The sequence below is a fragment of the Shouchella lonarensis genome, from assembly GCF_900096965.1.
GTDB classification, from domain to species: domain Bacteria; phylum Bacillota; class Bacilli; order Bacillales; family Bacillaceae_D; genus Shouchella; species Shouchella lonarensis.
The window spans coordinates 149,593-174,496 of sequence record NZ_FMYM01000004.1; the positions used below are offsets into that span (position 1 = coordinate 149,593).

General features: G+C 44.5%; 26 protein-coding genes. 3 read left to right on the forward strand and 23 right to left on the reverse strand.

Translation table 11 applies throughout. From position 1 onward, the window contains the following. Positions 1-634 precede the first annotated feature (634 nt). The 16 genes from BLT29_RS05295 to BLT29_RS05370 all read right to left on the reverse strand — a co-directional run bounded on the left by BLT29_RS05295 (position 635) and on the right by BLT29_RS05370 (position 16,750). Positions 635-1,534, reverse strand: coding sequence for a VOC family protein (locus BLT29_RS05295; protein WP_090775284.1), 900 nt, complete (start codon positions 1,532-1,534; stop codon positions 635-637). A 134-nt stretch (positions 1,535-1,668) separates the two neighbouring features. Then, a complete protein-coding gene (locus BLT29_RS05300; RefSeq protein ID WP_090775285.1) occupies positions 1,669-2,880 on the reverse strand; it encodes a cytochrome P450 in 1,212 nt (403 codons plus the stop codon). A 52-nt stretch (positions 2,881-2,932) separates the two neighbouring features. Next, positions 2,933-3,952 (reverse strand): biotin synthase BioB, encoded by a 1,020-nt coding sequence (bioB, locus tag BLT29_RS05305; RefSeq protein WP_090775286.1) that lies wholly within the window; start codon positions 3,950-3,952, stop codon positions 2,933-2,935. Continuing rightward, positions 3,949-4,650 carry a dethiobiotin synthase gene (gene bioD / locus BLT29_RS05310; RefSeq protein ID WP_090775287.1) on the reverse strand — a complete coding sequence of 234 codons (702 nt, stop codon included), beginning with the start codon at positions 4,648-4,650 and terminating at the stop codon, positions 3,949-3,951. Before bioD ends, bioB begins: the two co-directional genes overlap by 4 nt. Next, positions 4,647-5,822, reverse strand: coding sequence for an 8-amino-7-oxononanoate synthase (bioF, locus tag BLT29_RS05315; protein WP_090775288.1), 1,176 nt, complete (start codon positions 5,820-5,822; stop codon positions 4,647-4,649). The genes bioD and bioF overlap by 4 nt, the downstream gene beginning before the upstream one ends. Then, entirely contained in the window at positions 5,809-7,167 is a 1,359-nt protein-coding gene (gene bioA / locus BLT29_RS05320; RefSeq protein ID WP_090775289.1) for an adenosylmethionine--8-amino-7-oxononanoate transaminase, read from the reverse strand. Before bioA ends, bioF begins: the two co-directional genes overlap by 14 nt. Further along, positions 7,148-7,933 (reverse strand): 6-carboxyhexanoate--CoA ligase, encoded by a 786-nt coding sequence (gene bioW / locus BLT29_RS05325; RefSeq protein ID WP_090775290.1) that lies wholly within the window; start codon positions 7,931-7,933, stop codon positions 7,148-7,150. The genes bioA and bioW overlap by 20 nt, the downstream gene beginning before the upstream one ends. 211 nt (positions 7,934-8,144) lie before the next feature. Continuing rightward, a complete protein-coding gene (locus BLT29_RS05330) occupies positions 8,145-8,471 on the reverse strand; it encodes a hypothetical protein (protein WP_090775291.1) in 327 nt (108 codons plus the stop codon). Between the two features lie 79 nt (positions 8,472-8,550). Beyond that, complete coding sequence (locus tag BLT29_RS05335) at positions 8,551-9,300, reverse strand: SRPBCC family protein (protein ID WP_090775292.1); 750 nt, start codon at positions 9,298-9,300, stop codon at positions 8,551-8,553. Positions 9,301-9,364: 64 nt separating this feature from the next. After that, on the reverse strand, positions 9,365-9,715 hold the full coding sequence (locus tag BLT29_RS05340; protein WP_090775293.1) for a DUF2200 domain-containing protein: 351 nt from the start codon (positions 9,713-9,715) through the stop codon (positions 9,365-9,367). 86 nt (positions 9,716-9,801) lie between these two features. Beyond that, entirely contained in the window at positions 9,802-11,091 is a 1,290-nt protein-coding gene (eno, locus tag BLT29_RS05345) for a phosphopyruvate hydratase (protein ID WP_090775294.1), read from the reverse strand. Beyond that, complete coding sequence (gene gpmI / locus BLT29_RS05350; protein ID WP_090775295.1) at positions 11,092-12,642, reverse strand: 2,3-bisphosphoglycerate-independent phosphoglycerate mutase; 1,551 nt, start codon at positions 12,640-12,642, stop codon at positions 11,092-11,094. Next, on the reverse strand, positions 12,639-13,394 hold the full coding sequence (gene tpiA, locus BLT29_RS05355) for a triose-phosphate isomerase (RefSeq protein WP_090775296.1): 756 nt from the start codon (positions 13,392-13,394) through the stop codon (positions 12,639-12,641). Before tpiA ends, gpmI begins: the two co-directional genes overlap by 4 nt. Before the next feature lie 11 nt (positions 13,395-13,405). Continuing rightward, positions 13,406-14,590, reverse strand: a complete 1,185-nt coding sequence (locus tag BLT29_RS05360) for a phosphoglycerate kinase (RefSeq protein WP_090775297.1) — start codon at positions 14,588-14,590, stop codon at positions 13,406-13,408. A gap of 66 nt (positions 14,591-14,656) precedes the next feature. Then, complete coding sequence (gene gap, locus BLT29_RS05365) at positions 14,657-15,664, reverse strand: type I glyceraldehyde-3-phosphate dehydrogenase (protein WP_090775298.1); 1,008 nt, start codon at positions 15,662-15,664, stop codon at positions 14,657-14,659. A gap of 60 nt (positions 15,665-15,724) precedes the next feature. Then, the gene (locus BLT29_RS05370) at positions 15,725-16,750 is read right to left on the reverse strand and encodes a sugar-binding transcriptional regulator (protein ID WP_090775299.1); all 1,026 of its coding nucleotides are present in this window, start codon (positions 16,748-16,750) and stop codon (positions 15,725-15,727) included. A gap of 312 nt (positions 16,751-17,062) precedes the next feature. Between BLT29_RS05370 and BLT29_RS05375 the strand changes: the two genes are divergently transcribed. Then, on the forward strand, positions 17,063-17,506 hold the full coding sequence (locus BLT29_RS05375) for a GNAT family N-acetyltransferase (RefSeq protein WP_090775300.1): 444 nt from the start codon (positions 17,063-17,065) through the stop codon (positions 17,504-17,506). A 463-nt stretch (positions 17,507-17,969) separates the two neighbouring features. On the opposite strand, the gene BLT29_RS05380 is transcribed toward BLT29_RS05375, so the two are convergent. Together BLT29_RS05380 and rpoN are read right to left on the reverse strand one after the other, a co-directional pair. Beyond that, a complete protein-coding gene (locus tag BLT29_RS05380) occupies positions 17,970-18,209 on the reverse strand; it encodes a glutaredoxin family protein (RefSeq protein WP_090775301.1) in 240 nt (79 codons plus the stop codon). Further along, complete coding sequence (rpoN, locus tag BLT29_RS05385; protein WP_090775302.1) at positions 18,206-19,528, reverse strand: RNA polymerase factor sigma-54; 1,323 nt, start codon at positions 19,526-19,528, stop codon at positions 18,206-18,208. The genes BLT29_RS05380 and rpoN overlap by 4 nt, the downstream gene beginning before the upstream one ends. A gap of 257 nt (positions 19,529-19,785) precedes the next feature. Between rpoN and clpP the strand changes: the two genes are divergently transcribed. Further along, positions 19,786-20,370, forward strand: coding sequence for an ATP-dependent Clp endopeptidase proteolytic subunit ClpP (gene clpP / locus BLT29_RS05390; RefSeq protein ID WP_090775303.1), 585 nt, complete (start codon positions 19,786-19,788; stop codon positions 20,368-20,370). 94 nt (positions 20,371-20,464) lie between these two features. Continuing rightward, positions 20,465-21,115, forward strand: coding sequence for a hypothetical protein (locus BLT29_RS05395; protein WP_090775304.1), 651 nt, complete (start codon positions 20,465-20,467; stop codon positions 21,113-21,115). A 34-nt stretch (positions 21,116-21,149) separates the two neighbouring features. Here BLT29_RS05395 and BLT29_RS05400 read toward each other — a convergent pair whose 3' ends face one another. Genes BLT29_RS05400 through BLT29_RS05420 form a run of 5 tightly spaced genes read right to left on the reverse strand, consistent with a single transcriptional unit; the run spans position 21,150 to position 24,726 of the window. Further along, positions 21,150-21,410: an HPr family phosphocarrier protein gene (locus BLT29_RS05400; RefSeq protein ID WP_090775382.1), complete on the reverse strand. Its 261-nt coding sequence runs from the start codon at positions 21,408-21,410 to the stop codon at positions 21,150-21,152. 5 nt (positions 21,411-21,415) lie between these two features. Continuing rightward, positions 21,416-22,375, reverse strand: a complete 960-nt coding sequence (gene whiA, locus BLT29_RS05405; RefSeq protein ID WP_090775305.1) for a DNA-binding protein WhiA — start codon at positions 22,373-22,375, stop codon at positions 21,416-21,418. Positions 22,376-22,395: 20 nt separating this feature from the next. Continuing rightward, the gene (locus tag BLT29_RS05410) at positions 22,396-23,355 is read right to left on the reverse strand and encodes a gluconeogenesis factor YvcK family protein (RefSeq protein WP_090775383.1); all 960 of its coding nucleotides are present in this window, start codon (positions 23,353-23,355) and stop codon (positions 22,396-22,398) included. Next, a complete protein-coding gene (gene rapZ, locus BLT29_RS05415) occupies positions 23,355-24,245 on the reverse strand; it encodes an RNase adapter RapZ (protein ID WP_090775306.1) in 891 nt (296 codons plus the stop codon). The genes BLT29_RS05410 and rapZ overlap by 1 nt, the downstream gene beginning before the upstream one ends. After that, positions 24,232-24,726: an NUDIX hydrolase gene (locus tag BLT29_RS05420; protein WP_090775307.1), complete on the reverse strand. Its 495-nt coding sequence runs from the start codon at positions 24,724-24,726 to the stop codon at positions 24,232-24,234. Before BLT29_RS05420 ends, rapZ begins: the two co-directional genes overlap by 14 nt. Positions 24,727-24,904 lie beyond the last annotated feature (178 nt).

Sequence of the window (24,904 nt, forward strand, 5' to 3'; positions counted from 1 at the left end):
AAAGTCATCTATATCATTCTCTCGACTACGCTTAGCATACTTTATTTACTAGCTTGATCTAACTGCCTATAGATCATAACCATCTATCTCATACTCATAATGATGCATGGTTTTGATCACAAATATCCGTTCATACATTTGCATACGCAGCTTCATTCGCATATAATATAAATGTATAGGTAATATTAATAAAGCACCGCCTAGAGTCGATGACTCCAGACGGTGTCGCTGAACCCCATTACGGGCTTAGGCGAATGAGGGTAGAATAGCTCCCCAACTAGTCCGGGCTAAGACTCATGGGGGCTATTTTTCTTTGCGCTCAACCCGCACTAAGACAACAGTCAGTAATAACAACAACAATACATTTGTTGCGACTACAAGTGACAGTGACTCATAGACTGACATCGCGGCATCACCCCCTTTCTCAAAGGGATGTGCCTAAAACCCGCTCATGAGTAATTCAGCTTCTTCAATTTTATCATAAATGGAAGCGTCATCAAACGTATGTACGCATACCTTTATATCATTTTTAGAACACACAATCCACCCCTGTTGAACACTTTCTCAGCGCCTCTTAGTCTAAACTGTAAGAGCTCCTGACCTCTCAGGGCAGAAGCTCTTACACATGTTAACATCAAAAATCACTCACAACCAACTTCTTCATTTGCATCATTTTCACAAAAGCCTCGGGCTTTTTCATGAGCTCTTCCATATTTTCGGGTACAATTTGCCAACTCAAGCCGTATCGGTCTTTACACCAGCCGCATTGCTCGGCTTCCGAGACACTAGACAGTTTTTCCCAGAAGGAATCAATCTCTGTCTGGTCTTTACAAGACACCGATAGTGAGACCGCTTCGTTAAAGGTGAAGTGTTGCTCAACACCGGAGTCCATTGCCGCAAACCACTGATCCGCTAGCATGAAATCAGCAAACATTAATGCTCCTGCTTGAGCTGGACCGGTGTCTTCACTATAACGAGCCACTGTTCCGAGTTTCGCGTCATCAAATACTGATAGGTAAAAGTTGATTGCTTCTTCTGCATGATTTATGTTTTCCCCGGAAAACATGAGGGACGGAATGATAAAAGGCCGTGGCTCGCCCGCTGGATCAGTCAAAATTAATTGCCACGTTAAACCATAACGATCTTTGACCCAGCCGTAACGCTTGCTAAATGGGTACGCGTCTAGTGGCATCAGTATCTCGCCACCCTCAACAAGTTTCGCCCACAACTCATTTAATTGCTCACTCGCCTGCTCATCACGTGATGGATCAAAATTGACCATAAACGAAATGGATGGATTGAACTGAAATACGGGTCCGGCGTTAATAGCGGTGAAACGGAAGCCACTGATTTCAAAGTCTATCGTCAGCTCTTTACCAGCAAAATCAAGCTGAAAATCAGCCAAACCTTCTTCAACACTGTTTGGATAATAACTTGTGGAAATAACCTTACCACTCGGAAATGCCGAAGTATAAAAATCGACGGCTTCCTTGGCCCCATCAAACCATAAGTTCGGCGTAATTTTTTGCTTCATATTGGTCGCTCCCTCGATTTTAAATAGAGTACGGGCGGAACATACTGCACTTTTTGGCTCACGTCCCAAAAGTGCAAACAGGCTTATCCACTATGAGAATATCATTCTACTAAGATGATGTCAAAATGATTGAATCACTTTGTAATCGTATGTTCAAAATATAACGGACAACTCTCAAGCGCACGGAAACCTATGAGCCGCCGCCACCTCGGCTCTGCTGTCGCTAATTCCAACTGGTCCGCCTTCTCTAGCAACACTTGAACCGCAACTTCCGCTTCTACCCTCGCCAACGCCGCACCAATACAAAAGTGACTGCCATAACCGAATGCAAGGTGATGATTTGATGTGCGCGCGATATCAAATTGATGTGGCTCTGAAAATTTCGCTGGATCGCGATTGACAGCACCGAGCAAGACATACAGTTGTGCACCTTCTTTTATATGGTTACCGTTTACTTCAATATCACTCACCGCAACCCTTGCCACCATCTGTGTTGGACTCTCAAACCGTAACGTTTCTTCTATGGCACCGCGAATGAACGTCGGATCCTTCTTTAAGAGCAAAAGTTGCGACTCATGTTGCAACAAAGACAGAACGGCATTACTAATGAGATTGACCGTCGTCTCGTGCCCAGCGATGACGAGCAAGACGCATGTTGCGAGTAATTCCTCGTCCGATATCTCTTCTTCATCTATGAGCCTACTAATGAGGTCATCTTGTGGCGTTTGCCGTTTCTCTGCGATCAGCGACTGAAAATAATGTCCCAGCAACGCTGCTTGTTTATTGCCTTGCATCATATCCTCACGGGAACGGGTTAAATCAATCGTTTGAATAAAACACATCGCCCACGCTCGAAATCGCTCCTGGTCTTTTCTCGGCACCCCGAGTATTTTCGCAATGACGAGACTTGCTAACGGGAATGCGAAGTCCATCACGACATCCATTTGTTTCTTTCTGCTTATCTCATCTAATAACTCATGCACCGTCTCTTCAATATATGGTCGGTACTCTTCAATCATTTGCGCGTGAAACGCTTTCCCTACTAAACCGCGCAACCGTTTATGATCATACGCGTTTTTAAATAACATCATCTCTTGTTGCAGCTTTCTTAACCGCTCATAACGTTTCGTCGTCTCCGGTAGTGGCATCCGGTTTTGGAAGACCGCTTTATTTTTAAAAATCGCCACCGCTTCATCATATCCTGTGACGTACCAACCTGGATATTTAAACGCGCTTCCCTTGTATATCGGGCTCTCTGCACGCAATTGCTCATATAATGGGTACGGGTTTTGAAAAAACGCCGCAGAAGCAAATACATGTGAAGGTTGTTGTATATTTGTTGCCATGTCTCTCCCCCCTTTCGAGTGTAAAAAAAGGAGCAACTGCTCCTTTTCCTCCTTACTGCGCTGCTTCCTGCTCACGCGCTAAACTTGCTTTCATTTCCTCCACCGACTCAACTTCAAAACCTAGATCAGCGAGCATTTCATGGTCAGCCGTTTCTTCTTGTCCTTCCGTTGTTAAATAATCACCAACAAAAATCGAGTTCGCCGCATATAGAGCGAGCGGCTGCAAGGAACGAAGGTTCACTTCACGTCCCCCAGAAACACGAATTTCTTTTGTCGGATTAATAAAACGGAACAACGCCAACACTTTCAAGCAATATAATGGTTGTAATTCGTTCGTTCCTTCTAGCGGTGTCCCGTCAATCGCATGCAAAAAGTTAACTGGAATCGAATCGGCATCAAGTGCTTTTAAACTGTTCGCCATATCAACGACATCTTGTCTTGACTCTCTCATCCCAACAATGACGCCAGAACAAGGGGACATCCCCGCATCTTTAACGGTCTCTACTGTTCCAACTCGGTCATCATATGTATGTGACGTCGTAATATTGTCATGGTTCCGGGCCGAAGTATTGAGGTTATGGTTATAACGATCGACTTGCGCTTCTTTTAACCGTTCTGCTTGTTCCGGTTTTAAAATTCCGAGACACGCACACACTTTCAAACCATAATTTTGTTTAATTTCCTTTACCGCTTCAACAACGTGATCGACTTCCCAATTCGCTGGTCCACGACCGCTCGCAACAATACAGTACGTCCCGACATTTAAGTCATGCGCCCGTTTCGCACCAGCAACAATCGTGTCTTTATCGAGCATACGGTATTTCTCGATTGGGGCTGTGGACACAGACGATTGTGAGCAATACCCACAATTTTCTGGGCAGAGGCCCGACTTCGTATTAATAATCATATTGAGCTTCACTTTGTTGCCATAATAGCGCTTACGAATTTGATAAGCGGCATGCATGAGCAGCAACACGTCTTCATCCGGACAGTCCAAAACCTCCAACGCTTCTTCATTTGTGATTGCTTGCTCGGCCAATACTTTTTCTGCTAGATTCATCCACTTTTTCATGTCATTTCCTCCAGTTTGTTAAAAAGTAAGTTGAGATCAATTGATTGCTCGATCATTGCTTTGAGGCTTTCTTCTGTCACTTTATTCATTTTCGGCGTAATACCTAAAACCGGTACGTCACACCATTCTTCCATTAATTTTGGATTTGTTTGTTCTGCTAAACTAGGCGTCGCGCTCATACCATTGATGATCACACCGACAACCTGTATGCCCAACTGTTTGGCATACTGAACCGTGAGCAACGTATGATTGACAGTGCCGAGATCCGGACGGGCAACAATGATGATGGGGAGTTTTAGCGCCCGGATCAAATCACTAACGAGAAAACGGTCCCCTAATGGGACAGCTAGCCCTCCGGCTCCTTCAACGATAAAGCAGCCGTGCTTGTCTTTGATATCCGCCCAATGCGCCAACACCTCGGCCATCTCGACTCGTTGGCCGTGAAGAGCGGCTGCCATATAAGGGGCGAGTGGTTCCTCAAATTGAAACGGTGTAATTTCCTCATGAGAAAGTAATGTGCCAGACATTCGTTTTAATAAACTCGTATCACTTTCTGGGTGTTCCCTTGCAATCCCGCTCAATAACGGTTTGAACACCCCGACATCAATCCCACGCGCTTTCAATACAGCTGCTAATCCGCTCGCAATGATTGTTTTGCCGACATCTGTATCTGTTCCCGTGATAAAAAATCCATTCATAAAGGTTGCCTCAATTCTGTACCAATCTCTTGAAATGTCGTTATTAAATGAGCGATATGAGCGTCACAGTGGTCGGCGGTGACGGTTAAACGAATCCGACTTTCCCCGTCTGGAACGGTCGGCGGACGAATCGCTGGTGCATAAATGCCAACATCTTGTAATTGCTTCGCCACGCGCACCGCTTGATCCGTTGCTCCAATGATGACTGGGATAATCGGCGTATTATCGCCATACACGGTGTAGCCGAGCTCCTGTAATCGTGTTCTGATCTCACGGGCGTTTTTAGCCAATCGGTGCCGCTTCTCCTCATCATGTGCAATGATTTCGAGTGCGGCGTCGGCTGCGGCGCAAATGGCTGGCGGGAGCGATGTTTGGAAAATGAACGAACGAGCATGGTTCCGTAAGAAATCAATGAGTGCGCGACTCCCAGCCACATATCCGCCCTCTGCTCCAACCGCTTTACTCAATGTGCCAATCAAGACATGCGGCTTCACTTGAAAGTACGCACATGTCCCACGTCCATGTTCCCCTAACACACCTGTCCCGTGGGCATCGTCGACAATAACAAACGCATCGTACCGTTCGGCTAGTTGCATGGTCTGATCAAGCGGCGCAATCGTCCCGTCCATGCTAAAAACACCGTCTGTGACAATAAAACGTCGCTCATATGTTGTAGCCTGCGCTAATTTCTCCTCAAGATCATCCATATCAACGTGCCGATACACAACTGTCTTCGCCTTTGATAGGCGGCAACCGTCAATAATGCTCGCATGGTTGAATTGATCACTAAAAATCACATCTTGTTGCGTAGGTAATGATGACAGCACACCGATATTTGCTAAATAACCGCTTGAGAATAGCAACGCCGCTTCTGTTTGCTTAAACGCCGCCAATGTCTCTTCTAACTTTTTGTGCCACGTCGTATGTCCGGTCGTTAACCGCGAGCCGCTACTACCAACACCAAATGCTTGCAACGCATTTTCTGCTGCAGCAACCAATCGACTGTCACCCGCCAATCCAAGGTAATTATTCGATGAAAAGACAAGCTGCCGCTCCCCCTCCACCACCATTTCCGGCCGCGGCGCACCATGCATCGTGCGACATTCACGATACAACCCCGCTTCTTTTGTTTTCGTTAAGCGCTGCTGTAACCAATGATTAAACGCCGACATGAAAAGCCTCGCTCGTGACAATCTCAATAGCTTCTTTCATAATCGCCACCATCGCTTGCACATCTGCTTTCGTACTGACAAGCGGCGGCATAAAGACGATCACGTTTCCGAGCGGGCGCGTGAGCATCCCGAGTTCGCGCATCTTTAATGATACACGGTAACCAATGCGCTGTTCAAAGGCAAACGGCGTTTTCGTCTCTTTATCTTGGACAAGCTCAATTCCACACATGAACCCAAGTTGGCGTACATCGCCCACATGCGGAAGTGCGTATAACTCATTTAATTGCGCGCTCACATACGTAGACATCTCGGCCACGTGATCCACAATGCGCTCCGACTCAAATAAACGTAAATTCTCAAGTGCAACCGCACAACCTAATTGATTGCCTGTGTACGAATGCCCATGAAAAAGGGTCTTCAAGTTTTCATAGTCATCATAAAAGGCGTCATAAACCTTTTCCGTTGTTAATGTCGCGGCAATCGGCAAATAACCACCCGTGATTCCTTTCCCGACCGCCATTAAATCAGGCTGCACGTGTTCGTTCTCACACGCGAACATTTTGCCTGTCCGTCCAAATCCGGTTGCGACCTCATCAACAATCATGAGCACATCATACTTCGTACACAGATTGCGCACCCCGGCTAAAAACCCTTCCGGCATAACGATCATCCCCGCTGCTCCTTGTACGAGTGATTCAATCGTCAGTGCAGCCACTTCGTGATGTTTTTCTTGTAACAGTTGTTCAAGTTTATGTAAACATTGATCACGACACGCTGCTGGATCATCTGTTTCTGAACGATACACATACGGAATCGGCGCTTGATAACTTTCAAACATTAACGGACCATACACTTGATGAAACAAGCCGATGGACCCGACACTGACTGCACCAATCGTATCGCCATGATAGCCATTTTTCATCGCCACAAATTTTTGCTTTTCCGGTCGATCGCTATTCGCCCAATATTGAAATGCCATCTTGAGCGCAATTTCCATTGCTTCTGCGCCGCTATCGGAGTAAAATACGCGGGTTAAATTAGCTGGGCTAATCTCCACCAACTTCTCAGCCAGTTCTGTTGCCGGAATATTTGTCATCCCTAACAACGTGGAATGAGCGATTTTTTCAAGTTGTTTCTTAATCGCTTCGTCTAACTCTTTTTTTCGGTGCCCGTGTACATTGAGCCAGACAGAGGAAAAACCATCGTAGTATTCTTTGCCATCTATATCTTTCACTTTAATGCCTGCACCACTCTCGATAATGAGTGGATCTGCATCGTAATCTTTCATTTGCGTAAATGGCAGCCATAAGTGCTTTTTGCTTTTTTCAATCAAATCGTTTGTCATCGTCTGCCTCCCACTGAATGAGTATCGGCTGTTCTTTTAAATAATCCATATAGTCGTCCACATGGTACGTACCATCAATGAAAAAAATCCGACACCCTTGTTCATTGCCGTATTCTTTTAATTTCGTAATCCGCTCGTAACCAGAATCTTTACTTGCCACATAACCAGTTACATAATCCGGATCATCAGACCAACACCATTCCGCGATCGTCGCTGGATGATGGCTTACTTTTGCGGCGAGCGTAAGGGCTTCTTTGATCCGCGGATTGTGCGGAACGTCATGCGCATCCGCCCACTTGGAGAAGTTGGCTTCACGCCAATCCATTTTTGAGACACGTACACCTCGTTCTTTCTCTAGATCCAACCGTTTCCCCGTGCGCGCATCAACGATCAATGCGCCTCTCATCGACGGTTGTGCCATTGCTTGCTCATAAGCTTGCTCGATCACTTCTTTTTTGATGCCGATGTGGTGTAGGCGAGCCCGTGCGAACGCTTGGCCAGCTTCAACGCTAACGACGTCGTATGTTGTGAGCGGCAGTGGGGGCGTTTGCTGGACAGGTCTATTTACCATCTCAATCTGCAATTGCATAAAATCGGGATTTCCTCGCGAATGAGATAACCCTTTTTCCACTAACGCATTGACCGCCTGTTGAATCTGATCATACGTTGTGAGTTGCTCACCACCAGATATGTGTTTTCCTCCCAGTTCATGAGCGCCCCCTTGGGCTGCGCGCATGCGAATGTTAAAATATGTGTTTTGGTGCATTTCGCACCCTCCTCACATGACAAAGAAAATGTTAACATATATATAATTATAGTTTACAATATTGATGATAGAGCTCATCAATCACTTTGTCAACCTAATATAACGTGTTTATAAACTTCTTAGTGGTTGCTCATAACATTAGAGAGGCAAACTGCACCTTTTTCCTCCTTCACGTTAAAAACAAAAAGCGACTTGATTCCCTATTTAGGTTTCAAGTCACTTTTTGTGTACTGTTAATCCAATATTTCTTACTTAAATGATGAAAAGCAAGAGCTAGTATGGCTGCAATAACCACTAATAATATTGATTTAGACACGGCCGCGGAAAGAATAATGATACTCGTTGTTGTATTGATCATGATCCATTTTAACTTTTCGTCACCTTTATCCAGCCAGTATTGTCTCATTAAGTCTTGCCATAAAAATGCTACGAAAAACGCCCCAGCAATCCATAATACAGATTTAAACATGATGAATGCTGCGAGAACAATGAGCGTCGCAATACTATTAATAACGATGATCTTTGCCATCCTACCCATAATGACACATCCCCTCTACCGTTAAATTGACTTTATCATCAAACCATCCAATGCGTCAACATTGTGCTCGCTGCAGCCTTCACCGCCACCTGCCTATGCGCCAAGATAACGGAATCCAGACATCTTCCACCCACGTTGCCAATCGCTCTTCTGCTTCTTCTGATGTTTCGACTGTAAATAAGAATATCCCTCTTTCTGGATCCTTCTTATAATCTGCAGACAAAAGCGCTTGTATTTGATACTTATCAGCAAACTCATCAAAGTCGTCAAAATAAACATCCCAGCTTCTTTGTTCATTTCGGTACGCTAATGCCTGCATATCCCTTTCATCAGGAAGGTCGCAATGAATCAACATCTCATCCATTTCCTCTTCATGCACGTACTCAACAAAACGTTCGTACTGTTCGTTGTAGAGGAACTTCGCTAACCAACCAGTCAGCAAGCCTTTTATCATCTGAAACTTGTTTTTTGGAATGAAGCGTGATTCTACAATCAACGTTGTCTCAACCATATCTTCCTCAAACTCTTCTTGAGACAGCCAGTACTCGGTAATACTGATGCCCTCTTTTGTTGTTGTCTTCATCATCGCATGGGAAGGTGGGTCAAAGCACTCTAGCTCAACATTAAATGTATATATCTTTTTGCCCATTCTCCATACAGATTCAAACTGCGACCCACTCGTTAAACACTCTTCTCCCTCTGGATAATGATTTTCTTGTACAAAAGAATGCCACCGTAAAACATGTTGATCTTGATTTAAATACTGAAACACCGATTCAATCGGTGCATCAATCGTTTTTACTACACGAAAAAGTGTTATTTCACGCATTTTGTGTCTCTCCTTAAAAATACCCTCTATATCTATAAAACACATAAACTACCTTACACCAACATCATCCCCGCAAAATCTTCTCCATCGCTTTGCCCTTTGCCAACTCATCGATCAGCTTATCCAAATAACGAATTTCCCTCATCGTTGGCTCTTCAATGTCTTCTACTCGGACACCACAAACCACGCCTTTAACGAGTGTACGCGCAGGATTCAGTTGCGGTGCTTCGGCAAAGAACGTCTCAAAGTCTGTTTCCTGCTCCAAAATTGCCGCTAACGCTTCTTCATCGTATCCTGTCAGCCAACAAATGATCTCATCAACTTCTGCTTTTGTCCGTCCTTTTTTCTCCACTTTTGCAATATAACAAGAATAGACTTTTGCAAAGCTCATCGTATAAATATGATGTTTAGCCATCCGACATCCCTCGCTTGTTTTTTCTTTTATTATATCATGAGAAATCCCCCACCGCCTAAACGGTGAGGGATTGCTTCAGCTCAAGCCTACTTTCGCAAGTTATAAAACGTCTGTAGTCCTTTGTACTCCGCTAAATCCGCTAATTCATCTTCAATGCGCAACAGTTGGTTGTATTTTGCAACACGGTCCGTCCGTGACGGTGCACCGGTTTTAATTTGCCCTGCGTTTGTCGCAACCGCGATATCGGCAATTGTCGCATCTTCAGTTTCACCCGAACGATGCGAGATCACTGCTGTGTAGCCGGCGCGCTTCGCCATTTCAATTGCATCAAATGTTTCAGTGAGTGTCCCAATTTGGTTCACTTTGATGAGGATCGAGTTGCTGATGCCTTTTTCGATTCCTTCTGCAAGCTTCTTCGTATTCGTGACAAACAAATCATCACCAACAAGTTGAATCTTGTCACCAAGACGCTCTGTTAACAACTTATGACCAGCCCAGTCATTTTCATCTAAGCCATCTTCAATTGAAATGATCGGGTATTTCTCCACGAGTGATGCATAGAAATCAACCATTTCTTCTGACGTCAGCACTTTTCCTTCGCCTGCCAAATGGTATTTGCCGTCTTCTTTGTTGTAAATCTCTGAAGCAGCAACATCCATCGCCAATTGCACTTCTGCGCCAGGCTTGTACCCGGCTTTTTCAATTGCTTCGATAATCGTTGACAACGCTTCTTCATTCGAAGACAAGTTCGGGGCAAAACCACCCTCGTCACCAACAGCCGTATTGTAGCCTTTTGATTTCAATACCGCTTTTAGGTTATGAAAAATTTCTGCACCCATACGCAGTGCTTCTTGGAAGTTTTCCGCGCCGACAGGCATGACCATAAATTCTTGGATGTCAACATTATTATCGGCATGTTCGCCGCCATTAATGATGTTCATCATCGGGACTGGTAGTTGCTTCGCGTTGAAGCCACCGAGATAGACGTATAGTGGCAAGTCTAGCGCGTTCGCCGCCGCATGGGCAACAGCCATCGATACACCAAGGATCGCGTTGGCACCGAGATTCCCTTTGTTTTCCGTCCCATCGAGGTCCATCATGAGACGATCAATACCAATTTGATCGAGCACGTTTTCACCAATGAGTGTTGGACCAATTTTTTCATTGACGTTTTCAACCGCTTGTAAGACACCTTTCCCCATGTAACGAGCACCGCCGTCGCGTAATTCAACCGCTTCATACTCTCCAGTAGAGGCACCACTTGGAACGAGTGCGCGTCCCATTACGCCAGACTCAAGATGTACTTCTACTTCCACCGTTGGATTGCCACGGGAATCGAGCACTTCACGTCCATACACATCTGAAATTAACATCATTTATTCATCTCCTCGGGTATCATGTTCAATTAATGTGTTGCCAGTCATTTCTGCTGGTTTTTGACCACCTAATACGTCGAGCATCGTTGGCGCCAGATCTGCTAAAATGCCGCCTTCACGTAGGGAAAGTCCTGCTTTCGTGATAATGAACGGGACACGATTCGTCGTATGCGCCGTCATTGGCTTCCCTTCTAATGTGACGACTTCATCGGCATTGCCATGATCGGCTGTAATGAGCGCCACGCCACCTTTTTCAACAATGAGGTCGACAATTTTGCCTAAACATTCATCTACAGCTTCAACCGCTTTAATCGTTGGTTCTAGCATTCCTGAATGACCAACCATATCTGGATTGGCAAAGTTTAAAATGATCGCATCATGCTTATCTGCCTGAATATCCGCAAGCAACGCGTCCGTCACTTCATATGCACTCATCTCTGGCTTCAAATCATATGTCGCGACTTTTGGTGAATCAATTAAAATCCGCTCTTCACCAGGAAAAGGATCTTCGCGACCGCCACTAAAGAAAAACGTCACATGTGGATACTTCTCTGTTTCAGCAATCCGCAATTGTTTATACCCTTGTTGCGACAACACTTCACCAAGCGTATTATCAAGGTTCGTCGGTTTAAAAGCAACAAACCCTTGCACCGACTCACTAAACTTTGTCAAACACACAAAATGAAGATTGTGGGGAAATTTTTCTCCCCGATCAAATCCACGAAAGTCTTCGTTTGTAAATACTTGTGACAACTGAATCGCTCTGTCAGGACGGAAGTTACAGAAGATGACCGCGTCATTGTCTTGCACCGTCGCAACGGGAGAACCGTCGTCTTTTGTGATGACCGATGGAATGACAAACTCATCTGTAATGCCATTTTCGTAACTGTCATTGATCGCCTCGATGCCCGTGCGATACGTTGGACCATCACCATACACCATCGCACAATACGATTTATTGACACGTTCCCAGCGTTTGTCACGGTCCATCGCATAATAACGTCCGTGAACGGTTGCCAACTCGCCAACGCCGACTTCAGCAAACTTTGCTTCTAAGCCTTCTAAAAATTGCTGTGCTGATTTTGGTCCAACATCACGTCCATCGAGGAAGCCGTGGACATACACGCGTTCAACTTGCTGCTTTTGCGCGAGTTCAAGGAGCGCATAAATGTGATCAATATGACTATGAATACCACCATCAGACAACAAACCGTAAATATGCAAGGCAGACTTTTTTTCTTTCACATGATTCATCGCGGCGAGAAATGTTTCATTCTCAAAAAAATCTCCTTCGCGAATGGATAGGTTCACACGGGTTAAACTTTGGTACACAATTCTTCCGGCACCAATATTTAAATGACCGACTTCAGAATTCCCCATTTGTCCTGCTGGTAAGCCGACCGCTTCCCCGTCTGCTTTTAATGTTGCATGTGGATACGAAGACCAGTAACGGTCAAAGTTTGGCTTATTCGCTTGCGCAACAGCATTTCCTTTTGTCTCGTCGCGCACACCAAAACCATCAAGAATGATTAATGCAACAGGCTTCTTCATTTTGCAGCTCCCAATAACGCCACAAACGAATCAGGTTCTAAGCTCGCACCACCAACAAGTGCACCATCAATGTCTGTTTGCGCCATGTAATCAGCAATATTTGCTGGCTTGACACTGCCGCCATACTGGATGCGGACAGCTTCAGCAGCTGCTTGTGAGCATTGCTTAGCAACAACGCGACGTACGTGGCTACACGCCTCATTCGCATCTTGCGCCGTTGATGATTTGCCTGTTCCAATCGCCCAAATCGGCTCATATGCGATCACCATTTCGCTCACTTGCGCCTCAGTTAACCCAGCTAAACCTTTTTCCACTTGGGACGTGATGATATCCATTGTCTTGCCCGCTTCACGTTCCTCATCGGTTTCTCCGCAACACATGATCGGTGTTAAGTTGTACTGAAAAGCAGCATGGACTTTTTTATTGACCGTCTCATCCGTTTCTGCAAACATCTCCCGTCGTTCCGAGTGTCCGATGATCACGTAACGCACATCAAGATCTTGCAAAGCACGTGGGCTAATTTCGCCAGTGAACGCACCACTTTCTGCAAAATGCATCGTTTGCGCGCCAATTGCTAGTTCCGTACTCGTTGTCGCTGCAACAAGACGCTCTAAAAATAACGCTGGTGCACAAATGACTGCATCGACATCCGCGCTTGATGGAATTTGATGCTGTACTGTCTCCACAAACGTCATAGCTTCTGATAACGTTTTATTCATCTTCCAGTTTCCTGCAATAATTGGCTTCCGCACGCTTTTCACCTCTACTTATCTGCTAATGCCTCCACACCTGGCAAAGCTTTTCCTTCCATAAACTCTAGACTTGCGCCACCACCTGTAGAAATGTGACTCATTTGATCGGCAAGACCAAACTTTTCTACCGCTGCCGCAGAATCGCCGCCACCAATAATTGAATAGGTGTCTGGTGCCGCCGCAAGTGCTTCGGCAATCGCTTTTGTGCCACCTGAAAAAGCTTTTAATTCGAATACACCCATTGGCCCATTCCAAACGACAAGCTTCGAAGCTTGTAACACGCTTGCATAAGTATCACGTGTCTTCGGACCAATATCGAGTGCTTCCCAGTCGGACGGGATTGCATCAATCGCAACTTCTTTCGTATTTGCATCTTCACCGAATTTATCGGCAACAATCGCATCTTCTGGCAGGTGAAGTTTCACACCTTTTTCCTTCGCTTTCGCCATGAAACTGTTTGCCAAATCAATTTTGTCTTCTTCTAGCAAGGACTTTCCAATTTCATGCCCTTGGGCTTTGACAAATGTATATGCCAAGCCACCACCAATTAATAAATGGTCAACTTTATCAAGCAAGTGGTCAATGACACCAATTTTGTCTTTCACTTTTGCGCCGCCAATGACAGCCGTAAATGGACGCTCCGGGTGCTCCAACGCTTTACCGAGTACGGCTAGTTCTTTTTCCATTAAAAAGCCGGCAGCCGACGGTAATAGATGGGCAATCCCTTCCGTTGATGCATGCGCCCGGTGTGCTGCGCCGAATGCGTCATTTACGTAAATATCAGCTAAATTGGCAAACGATCGTGCGAGCTCACGGTCATTTTTCTCTTCCCCTGGATAGAAGCGCACATTTTCTAATAACGCAATATCGCCATCACGTAGGGAATCTGCTGCTTTTTTCGCTACGGGACCATACGCTTCAGGAATTGCTGTCACGTCTTTTTGTAGTAGCTCGCTGAGACGCTTGGCAACAGGTGACAACCTTAATTCCTCTACAACTTCGCCTTTCGGCCGCCCTAAATGACTTGCAAGCAAAACCCTGGCACCAGCTGTCCTTAAATACTCAATCGTTGGCAACGCCGCACGAATACGCGTCTCATCTGTAATGACACCGTCTTTCATTGGCACATTAAAATCGACACGCACAAACACAACTTTGCCTTTAAAATCATAATCATGAAGCGTTTTTTTCTTCATCAGGTAAGCCTCCTCAAGTGTAAAGGAGGGAAACGATCGTGCCCCTCCACCTACACTTATTATAACTTAAAGACCTTTGTTTGCGATATATTCAACAAGGTCAACCACACGATGTGAGTACCCTGATTCATTGTCATACCAAGAGATCACTTTCACCATATTACCTTCCATGACCATCGTGGACAATCCGTCAACCGTTGATGAGTGCGGGTTACCGTTGTAGTCTTTTGAGACGAGTGGTGCTTCTGAGTACGCGAGAATCCCTTTTAGATCTCCCTCAGCTGCTTGTTTCAAGGCACCGTTCACTTCTTCAGCAGTTACATCTTTGTCCAATTCCACTACAAGGTCAACTAAAGACACGTTTGGTGTCGGTACACGCATTGCGCCACCATTCAATTTCCCTTTTAACTCTGGTAAAACGAGCGCAACCGCTTTGGCAGCACCTGTAGATGTTGGAATGATGTTCTCTGCTGCAGCCCGCGCACGACGGTAATCCTTATGCGGCAAGTCTAAAATTTGCTGGTCATTTGTATAAGAATGAACTGTCGTCATCATCCCGCGGCGAATGCCAAACTGGTCGTTTAGTACTTTCGCAAATGGGGCTAGACAGTTTGTAGTACAAGAAGCGTTCGAAATGACTTCATGTGTGCTTGCATCGTATTTGTCTTCGTTCACACCCATGACCACTGTAATGTCTTCATCTGTTGCTGGTGCAGAGATAATGACTTTCTTTGCGCCTGCTTCTAAATGTTTTGCTGCATCAGCACGTTTTGTGAAGAAGCCCGTTGATTCTACAACCACTTCTACACCATGTTTGCTCCAACCAATGTTTGCTGGGTCACGCTCGGCAGAGACATGAACTTCTTGTCCATCGACAATCAACATGTTGTCTTTTGCTTCAATCTCAATATCAAGCACACCATGAACGGTGTCATATTTAAGTAAATGTGCAAGCATATTTGCATCGGTTAAATCGTTGATCGCCACAATCTCTACTTGATCATTTTGTAATGCTGCCCGGAAAACATTTCGTCCAATTCTTCCAAAACCATTAATTCCAATTTTCGTTGCCATGTTTATTGCCTCCTAAAGAATCGTAAATGATATTGCCTCGTTACTATACTTCCACTGTTGTTATTCCTTTACTCGATCTAAGATCGCTTTTGCAGCTGCTTCATCCGTAATGAGCACATCACTTGGCCGATGCTTCATATACGCTAAAATTGCCGCTGCCTTTGACTGTCCTCCAGCAATGGAAATGACATGCTTCCCCTGGAGTTCATCCAATTGCAAACCAATCGTGCGTTGCTTATGAACAATTTGCCCTTCAGCATTAAAGAAATATCCGAATGCCTCTGCAATGGCTTGCTTCCGACTCAGTTCATTCGTAAATATATCGAGTGATCCGCGGCGCTGCGCCATATGGGTTGCATCACCAATGCCGTGCATCACAACCGCTGCAGATGTAATCAGTTGTAGAATATCCCTTACTGACGGTTCTAATACAAGTGACTCATGCGCTTCTGCACTTAAGTGCTCTGGCACATGCAACAGTCGGTACGCTGCTCCTGTTCGCCTCGCACATTCGGCACTAATCGTGCTTGCTTGAATCTCTACTTTCTCGCCAAGTCCTCCGCGTGCGGGCACAAACGTCGTCCCAGCGAAAACATCATCTCTTGACATCATACGAGCAACAGCGGCTAAGGTTGTCCCACCCATTACCGCTAAAACGTCTCCAGCTTTGACGATCGACTTCAACTCATTTACACACGCTTTTCCGAAAGAATGCTTTACCCAGTCTTCTGTGTCACTATCGCCAGCAACAACAATCACGCGTGATACACCAAGCGTCTGTGCCAAGTCATCGCCAAGTTTTCGTAACCCGAGTAACTCAACCATCATTTCTTCTAACTGTAAAAATACAGTCTCCCCGACATCAGTGACACTCATACCAGCCTTCGCAAAGGTAATCAGCCCTTGATCTTTTAACAATGTCACTTCTCCCCGGATGATCCGCTCAGACGATTGCAGCTCGCTTGCCAAATTCCTTCTCCCAATAGGTTGCTTCAACCGAATATACTGCAGCAATCGGTATCGCTTTACCATTGTCTCTAATAAATCTGGCACCAAGTGTGATTGTAATTGCACAAGTGTACGCATCGCATCGCTCCTTTAGATAAATGATACAAACAAACGGGATGATAACCTGCAAGCCAACAGGGACAAACCAAGTCCCTATATGACATATTATGTCCCAATTGGAGCAAAAAAATTCCTTTCACTATTCATTGTACCAGATGAGAAGATATTCGACAAGATTTTTAGCAGCCGCATAAGTGTGACAATCTACCGACATTCCTAACAGTTTTACGCTGAATCGCGCACAAACAAAGAAAAAAAGCACCTATTTGACGATGCATTCAAAAACCATTATGATAGTAACCTCCACCTTATTCGAAAGGAAGGAAGCCCATGGAAACAAAAAAAGTCACCCAAGAATCGGATTTACAAATTGCACTTAGTATGAGGAAAGAAGTATTCATCAACGAACAAGGAGTCCCTCCAGAGGAAGAAATTGATGCGTTTGACACATTGAATGACCAATGTGAACACGTATTGGTTTATGAAAACAATCAAGCCATTGGCACTGGAAGAATGCGCATTGTTAACAATATAGGCAAGTTGGAAAGAATCTGTGTGCGTGCCCCTTATCGACAGTTAGGCGCTGGGAAAGTCATCATCGAAGCTTTAGAAGACATTGCCAGAGAGAAGGAATTGTCTCAAGTGAAATTAGACGCACAAACACATGCGGAAGGGTTTTATCAAAAACTCGGCTATCAAGTCATCTCTAATGACATATTTATGGATGCTGGCATCCCTCACATTTCAATGACAAAACAGTTATCAAACATATAAGCAAAACGTACGCTATTGTTTGATGATTCAATGAGAAATGCGTTATGATCAACTTAGTAGGAACGCAGACTTGTAATACGGTGGGTCGACACTTCCCTGTGGAGGGAGGTGTTGCGTCATGATAGATGAAGTGAAATCGTGGATTGAGGTTATGCTCAAAGTTGCGAAGTTCGTTTTTGAAGTCGTGAAGTTCAAGAAGAATGACAAATCCCACCGCTAGAGTTACCCGCTCGACTCGGTGGGATTGTTGTAACCGATACAGGGCGATCCTCTGACGAGTCGCTACCTACGAAGGCCGCCGGTGTCTTGATCTCACCTGCGGTCTTTTTAGTTTATGCATAATTTATTTTCATTATACAAATGATACGACCACAAAGTCAAGCAATGTCCCACGTTAATTGTCATCATTTTCATCCTACGTAGCGCGCCCTGATCAAGTGACTTTCGGTTCTCTTCGTGCGGATTACAACATCGGTTTCATCCGCTCTTCTAACTCCGGCATCGACAGTCGCCCAAATCCAAGTTCTTGCCCATCTAAAACCACAACAGGTATCTTCAATTGATAAGCTTCCAAATATATTTCCTGCTCATAAATATCAATGACTTCCAATTCAAGAGCGTAACGCTCAGCCAATATTTTGACAGGCACCAGCCCTTCATCACATAACAGACACTCTTCTTTTGTAAAAAATTGCAGCTTCATTGTACCAGCCTTTCCGCATAGCGTCTCCGTTTCGCTGACGAGAGAATCCCTAACTCCGTTCGATACTTTGCAACGACCCGACGGGATAACGTCATCCCTCTTTCTTCTTGTAACAACTCCGTGAGACTTTGGTCAGACAGAGGTTGATAACGATCCTCTTTTGCGATCGTCTCTCGTAACCATTGTTTTACTGATTGTTGTGTCACCATACCGCTCGTTTTATTAATGTTAGATGTAAAGAAATGCTTCAACCAAAATGTCCCTCGCGGTGTTTGTACCACTTTATTTGCTGTGGCACGACTCACAGTAGATTCATGAAGATCAAGCGCTTCGGCGACATTAGCTAACGTTAACGGACGCAATTGACCTTGTGGATGTAATAAGTAATGACGTTGATGACGCGCAATCATTTCTACGACTCGCTCAATTGTTTGCGTGCGATACGTCAGACTTTTTTTCAACCACTCAATATGTTGCGCTTTTTCTTTTGCATACGCTTTCGTTTCCCCGTTTGCAAATAACAATCGCCGATATTCTTCTTGGATACGAACAGTAGGGAGCACTGTCTGATTCATGGCGACGAGCAATTCATTCTCTTCTTTCATAATATACACATCTGGCACAGTATACACAGTTGGCTCTGTCGCAAAACATGCGCCCGGTTTCGGATGAAGTGTTTTCACACAATCATAGATTGTTTGAATGCGGTCGATATCAACAGATAACTGTTGTGCCAACTGGCGCCACTTCCGCTCTGCCAAGCACTCCAAATGGATGCGTACAATTTCAGGCGCCAACGGATCGCAATCAGGTATACGAACCAATTGTAACGCCAAACACTCGCCAAGTGAGCGCGCACCAACACCAGCTGGTTCTAGCGATTGAATGAGCGCAAGCAGATGCTCACCGTCCACTAAAGTTAAACCACGCTTCTCACAAATATCTGCTAAATCATCCCTGAAATAACCATCTTCTTGAAGACAATCAATCAAATAATGCAGGTGTTTTTTTTCTTCTTTTGTTACACCGATGAGGTCTAAAACTTGAAAACGCAATGCTTCATATAATGTTGTATAAGAACGGGCAGTGTTTTCTAGCGCCGAATGTTTTTGGTCACTCGAAACGGTCACTTGCCCGATGTAATCATCTCGTTTCGTTTCTTTTAGGGGCACTACTTCCAACAACGGATTTTCCAGCGCCTGTTCTTCTAGATAAGCCATCACATCAGTCGCACTATATTGCAATAAATGAATTGCTTGCTTCAGCGACTGCGTCATCACTAAACTCATCTTTTGTTGTTGAAAAAGACCGAGCTCCATATGCCACCCCTCCTACCCGTATCATAGCACAAAAGTGTACATGTGGGGAGGAAAAATAATAGGAAAAGAAAATGTAGTAAGGCCACTTTGCTCCATAAAAAACAAAAAGCAGGATCCTCCCCCTTAAACCTCGAATACAACAATAACAAAATACGCAAGACAAATCATTTGACCTTTCTTGACCTTTGCGTTATCATACTACATACAAACTGCATTTCGGCTTCTTCTGTCCGCAGTGCATACAAGGAGGATCTCACATGAATTTAATTCCAACAGTAATTGAACAAACGAACCGTGGCGAGCGTGCATACGACATTTACTCTCGTCTATTAAAAGACCGGATTATTATGCTCGGGAGCGCGATTGACGACAATGTCGCCAACTCTATTGTTGCGCAACTTCTCTTTTTACAAGCAGAAGATCCTGAAAAAGACATCTCGCTTTACATTAACTCTCCAGGTGGATCCATTTCAGCTGGCATGGCCATTTATGACACGATGCAGTTCATCAAGCCAGACGTATCGACGATTTGTATCGGCATGGCTGCGTCAATGGGTGCATTTTTACTTACAGCCGGGGCAAACGGAAAGCGGCTCGCGCTCCCGAACAGTGAAGTAATGATTCACCAACCACTTGGTGGCATGCAAGGGCAAGCAGCCGATATGGAAATTCATGCCAAACGCATTTTAGATATGCGCAAGAAGTTAAATGAAATTATGGCAGAACGTACAGGTCAAACTTATCGGACGATCGCTAAAGATACAGACCGCGATAACTTCATGACCGCAGAGCAAGCAAAAACGTACGGCTTGATTGACGACGTGATCTCTTCAACGAAGTAACTGAAAAACCTCCCTGTCGCTATCGAAATTGCGGGGAGGTTTTTCCCCTTCTACATATCCATGACATTATAACACGAGAAAGGAGTCGTCACTAATGGATACGGCTGTTTCTGACTATATTTACAACTTCATTGACGAAGTTACACAAGCTACAACCTCGCTACCGTCTCATTATACTGAACAAAAACGAATTGCCCTTACAAAAGAGATGCAAGCATTTGCGCGACAATCATTAGAAAATAGAACACCCGAAGCAACCATCACCTTACTACAATATCAATTCCCGAAACCAAACAATATTGCAGCGGAATGGCAGAGCCAGTATCAAGAACATCAAGTCCTCACTCAAGCAAACTGGCCAAATTTTTATGTCTACCTTATTATTAGTGGTTTTGGGTCGTTGCTATTTACGCTCATTACTGGTACATTTGACATTTCCGTCTCCTTCATATGGATCCTCGGAGCACTTATCGGTGTCGTTTTACTAAACACGACCAAGAAACCGTTAGACGTCGCCTCACTACGGCTACTAAAACGTATTTTCATTCCAGCCTCATTTGGTGCTGCTACTATTTCTCTACTACTGAATCACTTTATTTATCAAAATATCCAATCAGGGCTAATCTTTTTTTCTTTTTATATCATTATATCCCTCGCCTTACACATCAACTTTCACTACCTATTAAAAAAGCACTCACGACATGAGTCATCTTCACAAAAACAGCGCCTGGAGATCACTCGGTAATCTTCAGGCGCGATTTCCATGCATACACTTTTCTTCAAACCTCTCCGCCCTCCACGTATTCAGAAAGCGTAGCTACAGCTTCCTCTGCGTCTGTACCCGTTGCTGCCAATGTCACTGTTGTCCCTTGGTGAAGCGCCAAACTCATCAATCCCATGATGCTTTTTGCATCGACGGTTGTCGTTCCTTTTACTAGAGATATGTCTGCCACAAAACGATTCGCTTGTTGCACGAACACGGCTGCTGGCCGCGCTTGTAAACCGGTTTTAAGACCAATTGTTACCTTTTTCTCAATCATCATGATCACCCCCGATGTTTCTCTTCATAGATGCCGTTTCTTAGTTTTTCTGCGAGCTCGTCTAATTTTCGCAAGCGATGATTCACACCAGACTTGCTCACCTTCGTTCCTTGCACCATTTCTCCCAACTCTTTTAAGGTCACGTCTTGATGCTTCACACGCAAAGACGCGATTTCTTGTAACTTTGGATCCAAATTTTCTAAGCCCAACATCCGTTCAATATAACGAATATTTTCCACTTGTCGTAACGCTGCGCCGACGGTTTTATTTAAATTGGCCGTCTCACAATTGACGAGCCGGTTCACGGAGTTACGCATATCCTTCATAATCCGCACATCTTCAAAGTAAAGCAATGCTTGATGTGCACCAATGACATTCAAAAACTCAGTAATCTTCTCACTTTCTTTAATGTAAGTGATAAAGCCTTTTTTTCGTTCTAGCGTTTTCGCAGAAAGATCAAACGTATTCATTTGTTGACACAGAGACACACTATGCTCCTCATAAAAAGAAAAAATTTCTAAATGGTAAGAAGACGTTTCTGGATGATTGATAGAGCCTCCCGCAAGAAATGCACCACGTAAATATGCACGTGCGCAACATGTGTCGCGAACGATCTCGGGCGAAATTGCTCGAATAAATTGAAACGAGTCACCTAGAATGTATAGCTCCTCGAGCAACTTCTTTGCACCTTCACGCATCCGGACTAAATAGACATTGTTTTTTTTCAATCGCATCTTTTTACGCACAAGCAGCTCAATATGGATGGATGGAAATAACCGTTTGATTAACGTATACATCCGACGAGCAATGGCTGCGTTCTCAGTCGTTACATCCAGTCCTAGCACCTGTCCGCCTACTGATAAAGCGCCATTCATACGAATTAAGGCAGATAGCTCTGAACGAGCACAGCACGATGTCATTTCTAACTGAGTCAATTCTTTTTTTACTTTCGCAGCAAAAGACATGCGATAACCACCCCTAACAATTACACTTGATTGGACGCATTAAGTAGGCGCAACAACGCCTCTGATACACGCATGGCATCATGACGAATCTTATTCTCTCTTTCCAATACAAACCGGTCACATAAAATAGACATGCCAAGCATTTTCAGTGCTTCGTCATCATGGATAACCGGTGTAGCCTCTTCAGCTTCGTAACGGGCCAATACCGTTGGCGACAAATTCTCATCATTTACCAACACGTGCGAAATTAGTCCATCTCCGCAATGATCAACAAGCGCCTGGACATGCTCGGAGGCTGTATATTGATCCGTCTCACCCGGTTGTGTCATGACATTACAAATATACACCTTTTTCGCCGCTGATGCGCGTACCGTCTCACTAATACCGGGTACAAGTAGATTAGGTAATACACTCGTATAAAGCGATCCGGGTCCAAGCACAATGAGATCTGCTCTCGAAAGGGCAGAAAGTGCTTCTGAAGATGCCTTCACATGTGGGGGGGTCAAAAACGTCCGAGCAATTCGTTTACGTGCAAGCGGAATTTTTGACTCTCCGGAAACCACCGTGCCGTCTGTCATTTCTGCATGCAATTCTACACTTTCATTCGCTGCAGGCAACACACGCCCGCGCACATTTAACACTCTACTTATTTCTGCAATCCCTTGTTGAAAATCACCTGTAATCGATGTCATTGCTGCCAACAACAAGTTGCCAAGTGAATGACCACTCAATCCACTGCCACTGGAAAAGCGGTGCTGGAATAATTCCTCCACCAATGGCTCTACTTCAGCAAGTGCAACAAGTACATTTCGTACATCACCTGGTGGTGGAATGTTTAATTCTTTACGTAAAATTCCCGAACTCCCGCCATCATCAGCAACCGTCACAATTGCCGTAATGTCGATCGGAAATGTCTTTAATCCTCGTAAAATCACAGATAATCCGGTACCGCCGCCAATGACAACGACTCTTTTTCTCATCAAGATAGCTGGGCCTTTCGTTTTGAAATATCACGATGACTAACATAAGTACGCCACGCTTCTTCAAAATATGCGCCAAAGTGTTCCGCTAATGTGACGGAGCGGTGTTGTCCCCCTGTACAGCCAATGGCAATGACAACTTGACTTTTTCCTTCTCTTTTGTAATGAGGAAGCATGAATGAAAATAAATCAGTCAACTTGTGAACAAATTGCTGTGTATCTTGCCATTTCAATACATAGGAAGACACTTCTTGCTCCAATCCTGTTTTCGGTTGCAATTCAGCAATATAGTGAGGATTAGGCAAAAAGCGCACATCAAATACTAAATCGGCATCAATTGGAATCCCATACTTAAACCCAAATGATAGAAAATGCACAGTAAAGACAGGACGTTCTTTTGTACCGAATCTTTTTTGAATCTTTTCACGTAACGCGCGCGGTTTTAAATCCGTTGTATCAACAATTTGTTGCGCCCGCCCTTTCATTTCTTCCAGCAATTGACGTTCCTTTTGAATACCTTCTAACAATAAACCATCCATTGCTAGTGGATGAGTACGGCGTGTCTCTTTATATCGTTGAACAAGCGCAGCATCCTTGGCATCAAGAAATAAAATTTGCATCCGTAACCACGCTGGTGCGGATGCACTTAATTCATCCAACGCTTGAAATAATTCATCAAAAAATGATTGTCCACGCAAATCCATGACAAGCGCAATTTTCGTTACTCTATCTGCCCCTACCTCAATAAGTTCAACAAACTTACCAAGCAATGCTGGCGGTAAATTGTCAACACAATAAAACCCTAAGTCTTCAAAGCTCTGCACAGCAACGGTTTTACCCGCACCAGACATGCCTGTAATGATTACAATATCAACATCAGCGTGACTCATTTGCTTCTCCCTCTTCCATCATAGGCTTTGGATCAAGCCGAAAATCGATCAGTTCATAATCACGTGTATAATAAAAAGTCCCATACATGAGCCCTTCGCCCTTTAACAAATGTGCAAACAAATATTGATCCCCGTTTGCCATTGATAAATGTCCGCATTTGTCCGCACTCACCCACTCCAAATTCCCTTCCGGCGATTGTTGTATCATCTTTCCTTTATATTGCGTTGCAAGAAACGTAAACATCATCCATTCGCTCACAACTTCATCATGATCCATCATCACAGTCGTTGTAATCGCTCGCAGCATAGGCTTAACGAGCATCAATCCCGTCTCCTCGCAAAACTCACGCACAACAGCTTCCTTAATTGATTCTCCAGATTCCATTTTTCCGCCTGGCGCAACCCACCAACCACGGCTTGGTTTTTGCAGCAATAAACATTGCTCACGGTCTCTCAACAGACAATTTGTGATTCTTTGCACAAAATCACCTCACGTTCTTAATAGTACAGTATACAATATAAGTACACTGCAACACAATGATTGTGCGCACGCCATTTGAACACTTTCCAAGCTTTCTTCTACCCCTATATTTGAAAACACCGGCTGTCAGCAAGTCTATATTCGTGTATACTAGACATAATGAAACGCATTTGGAGGC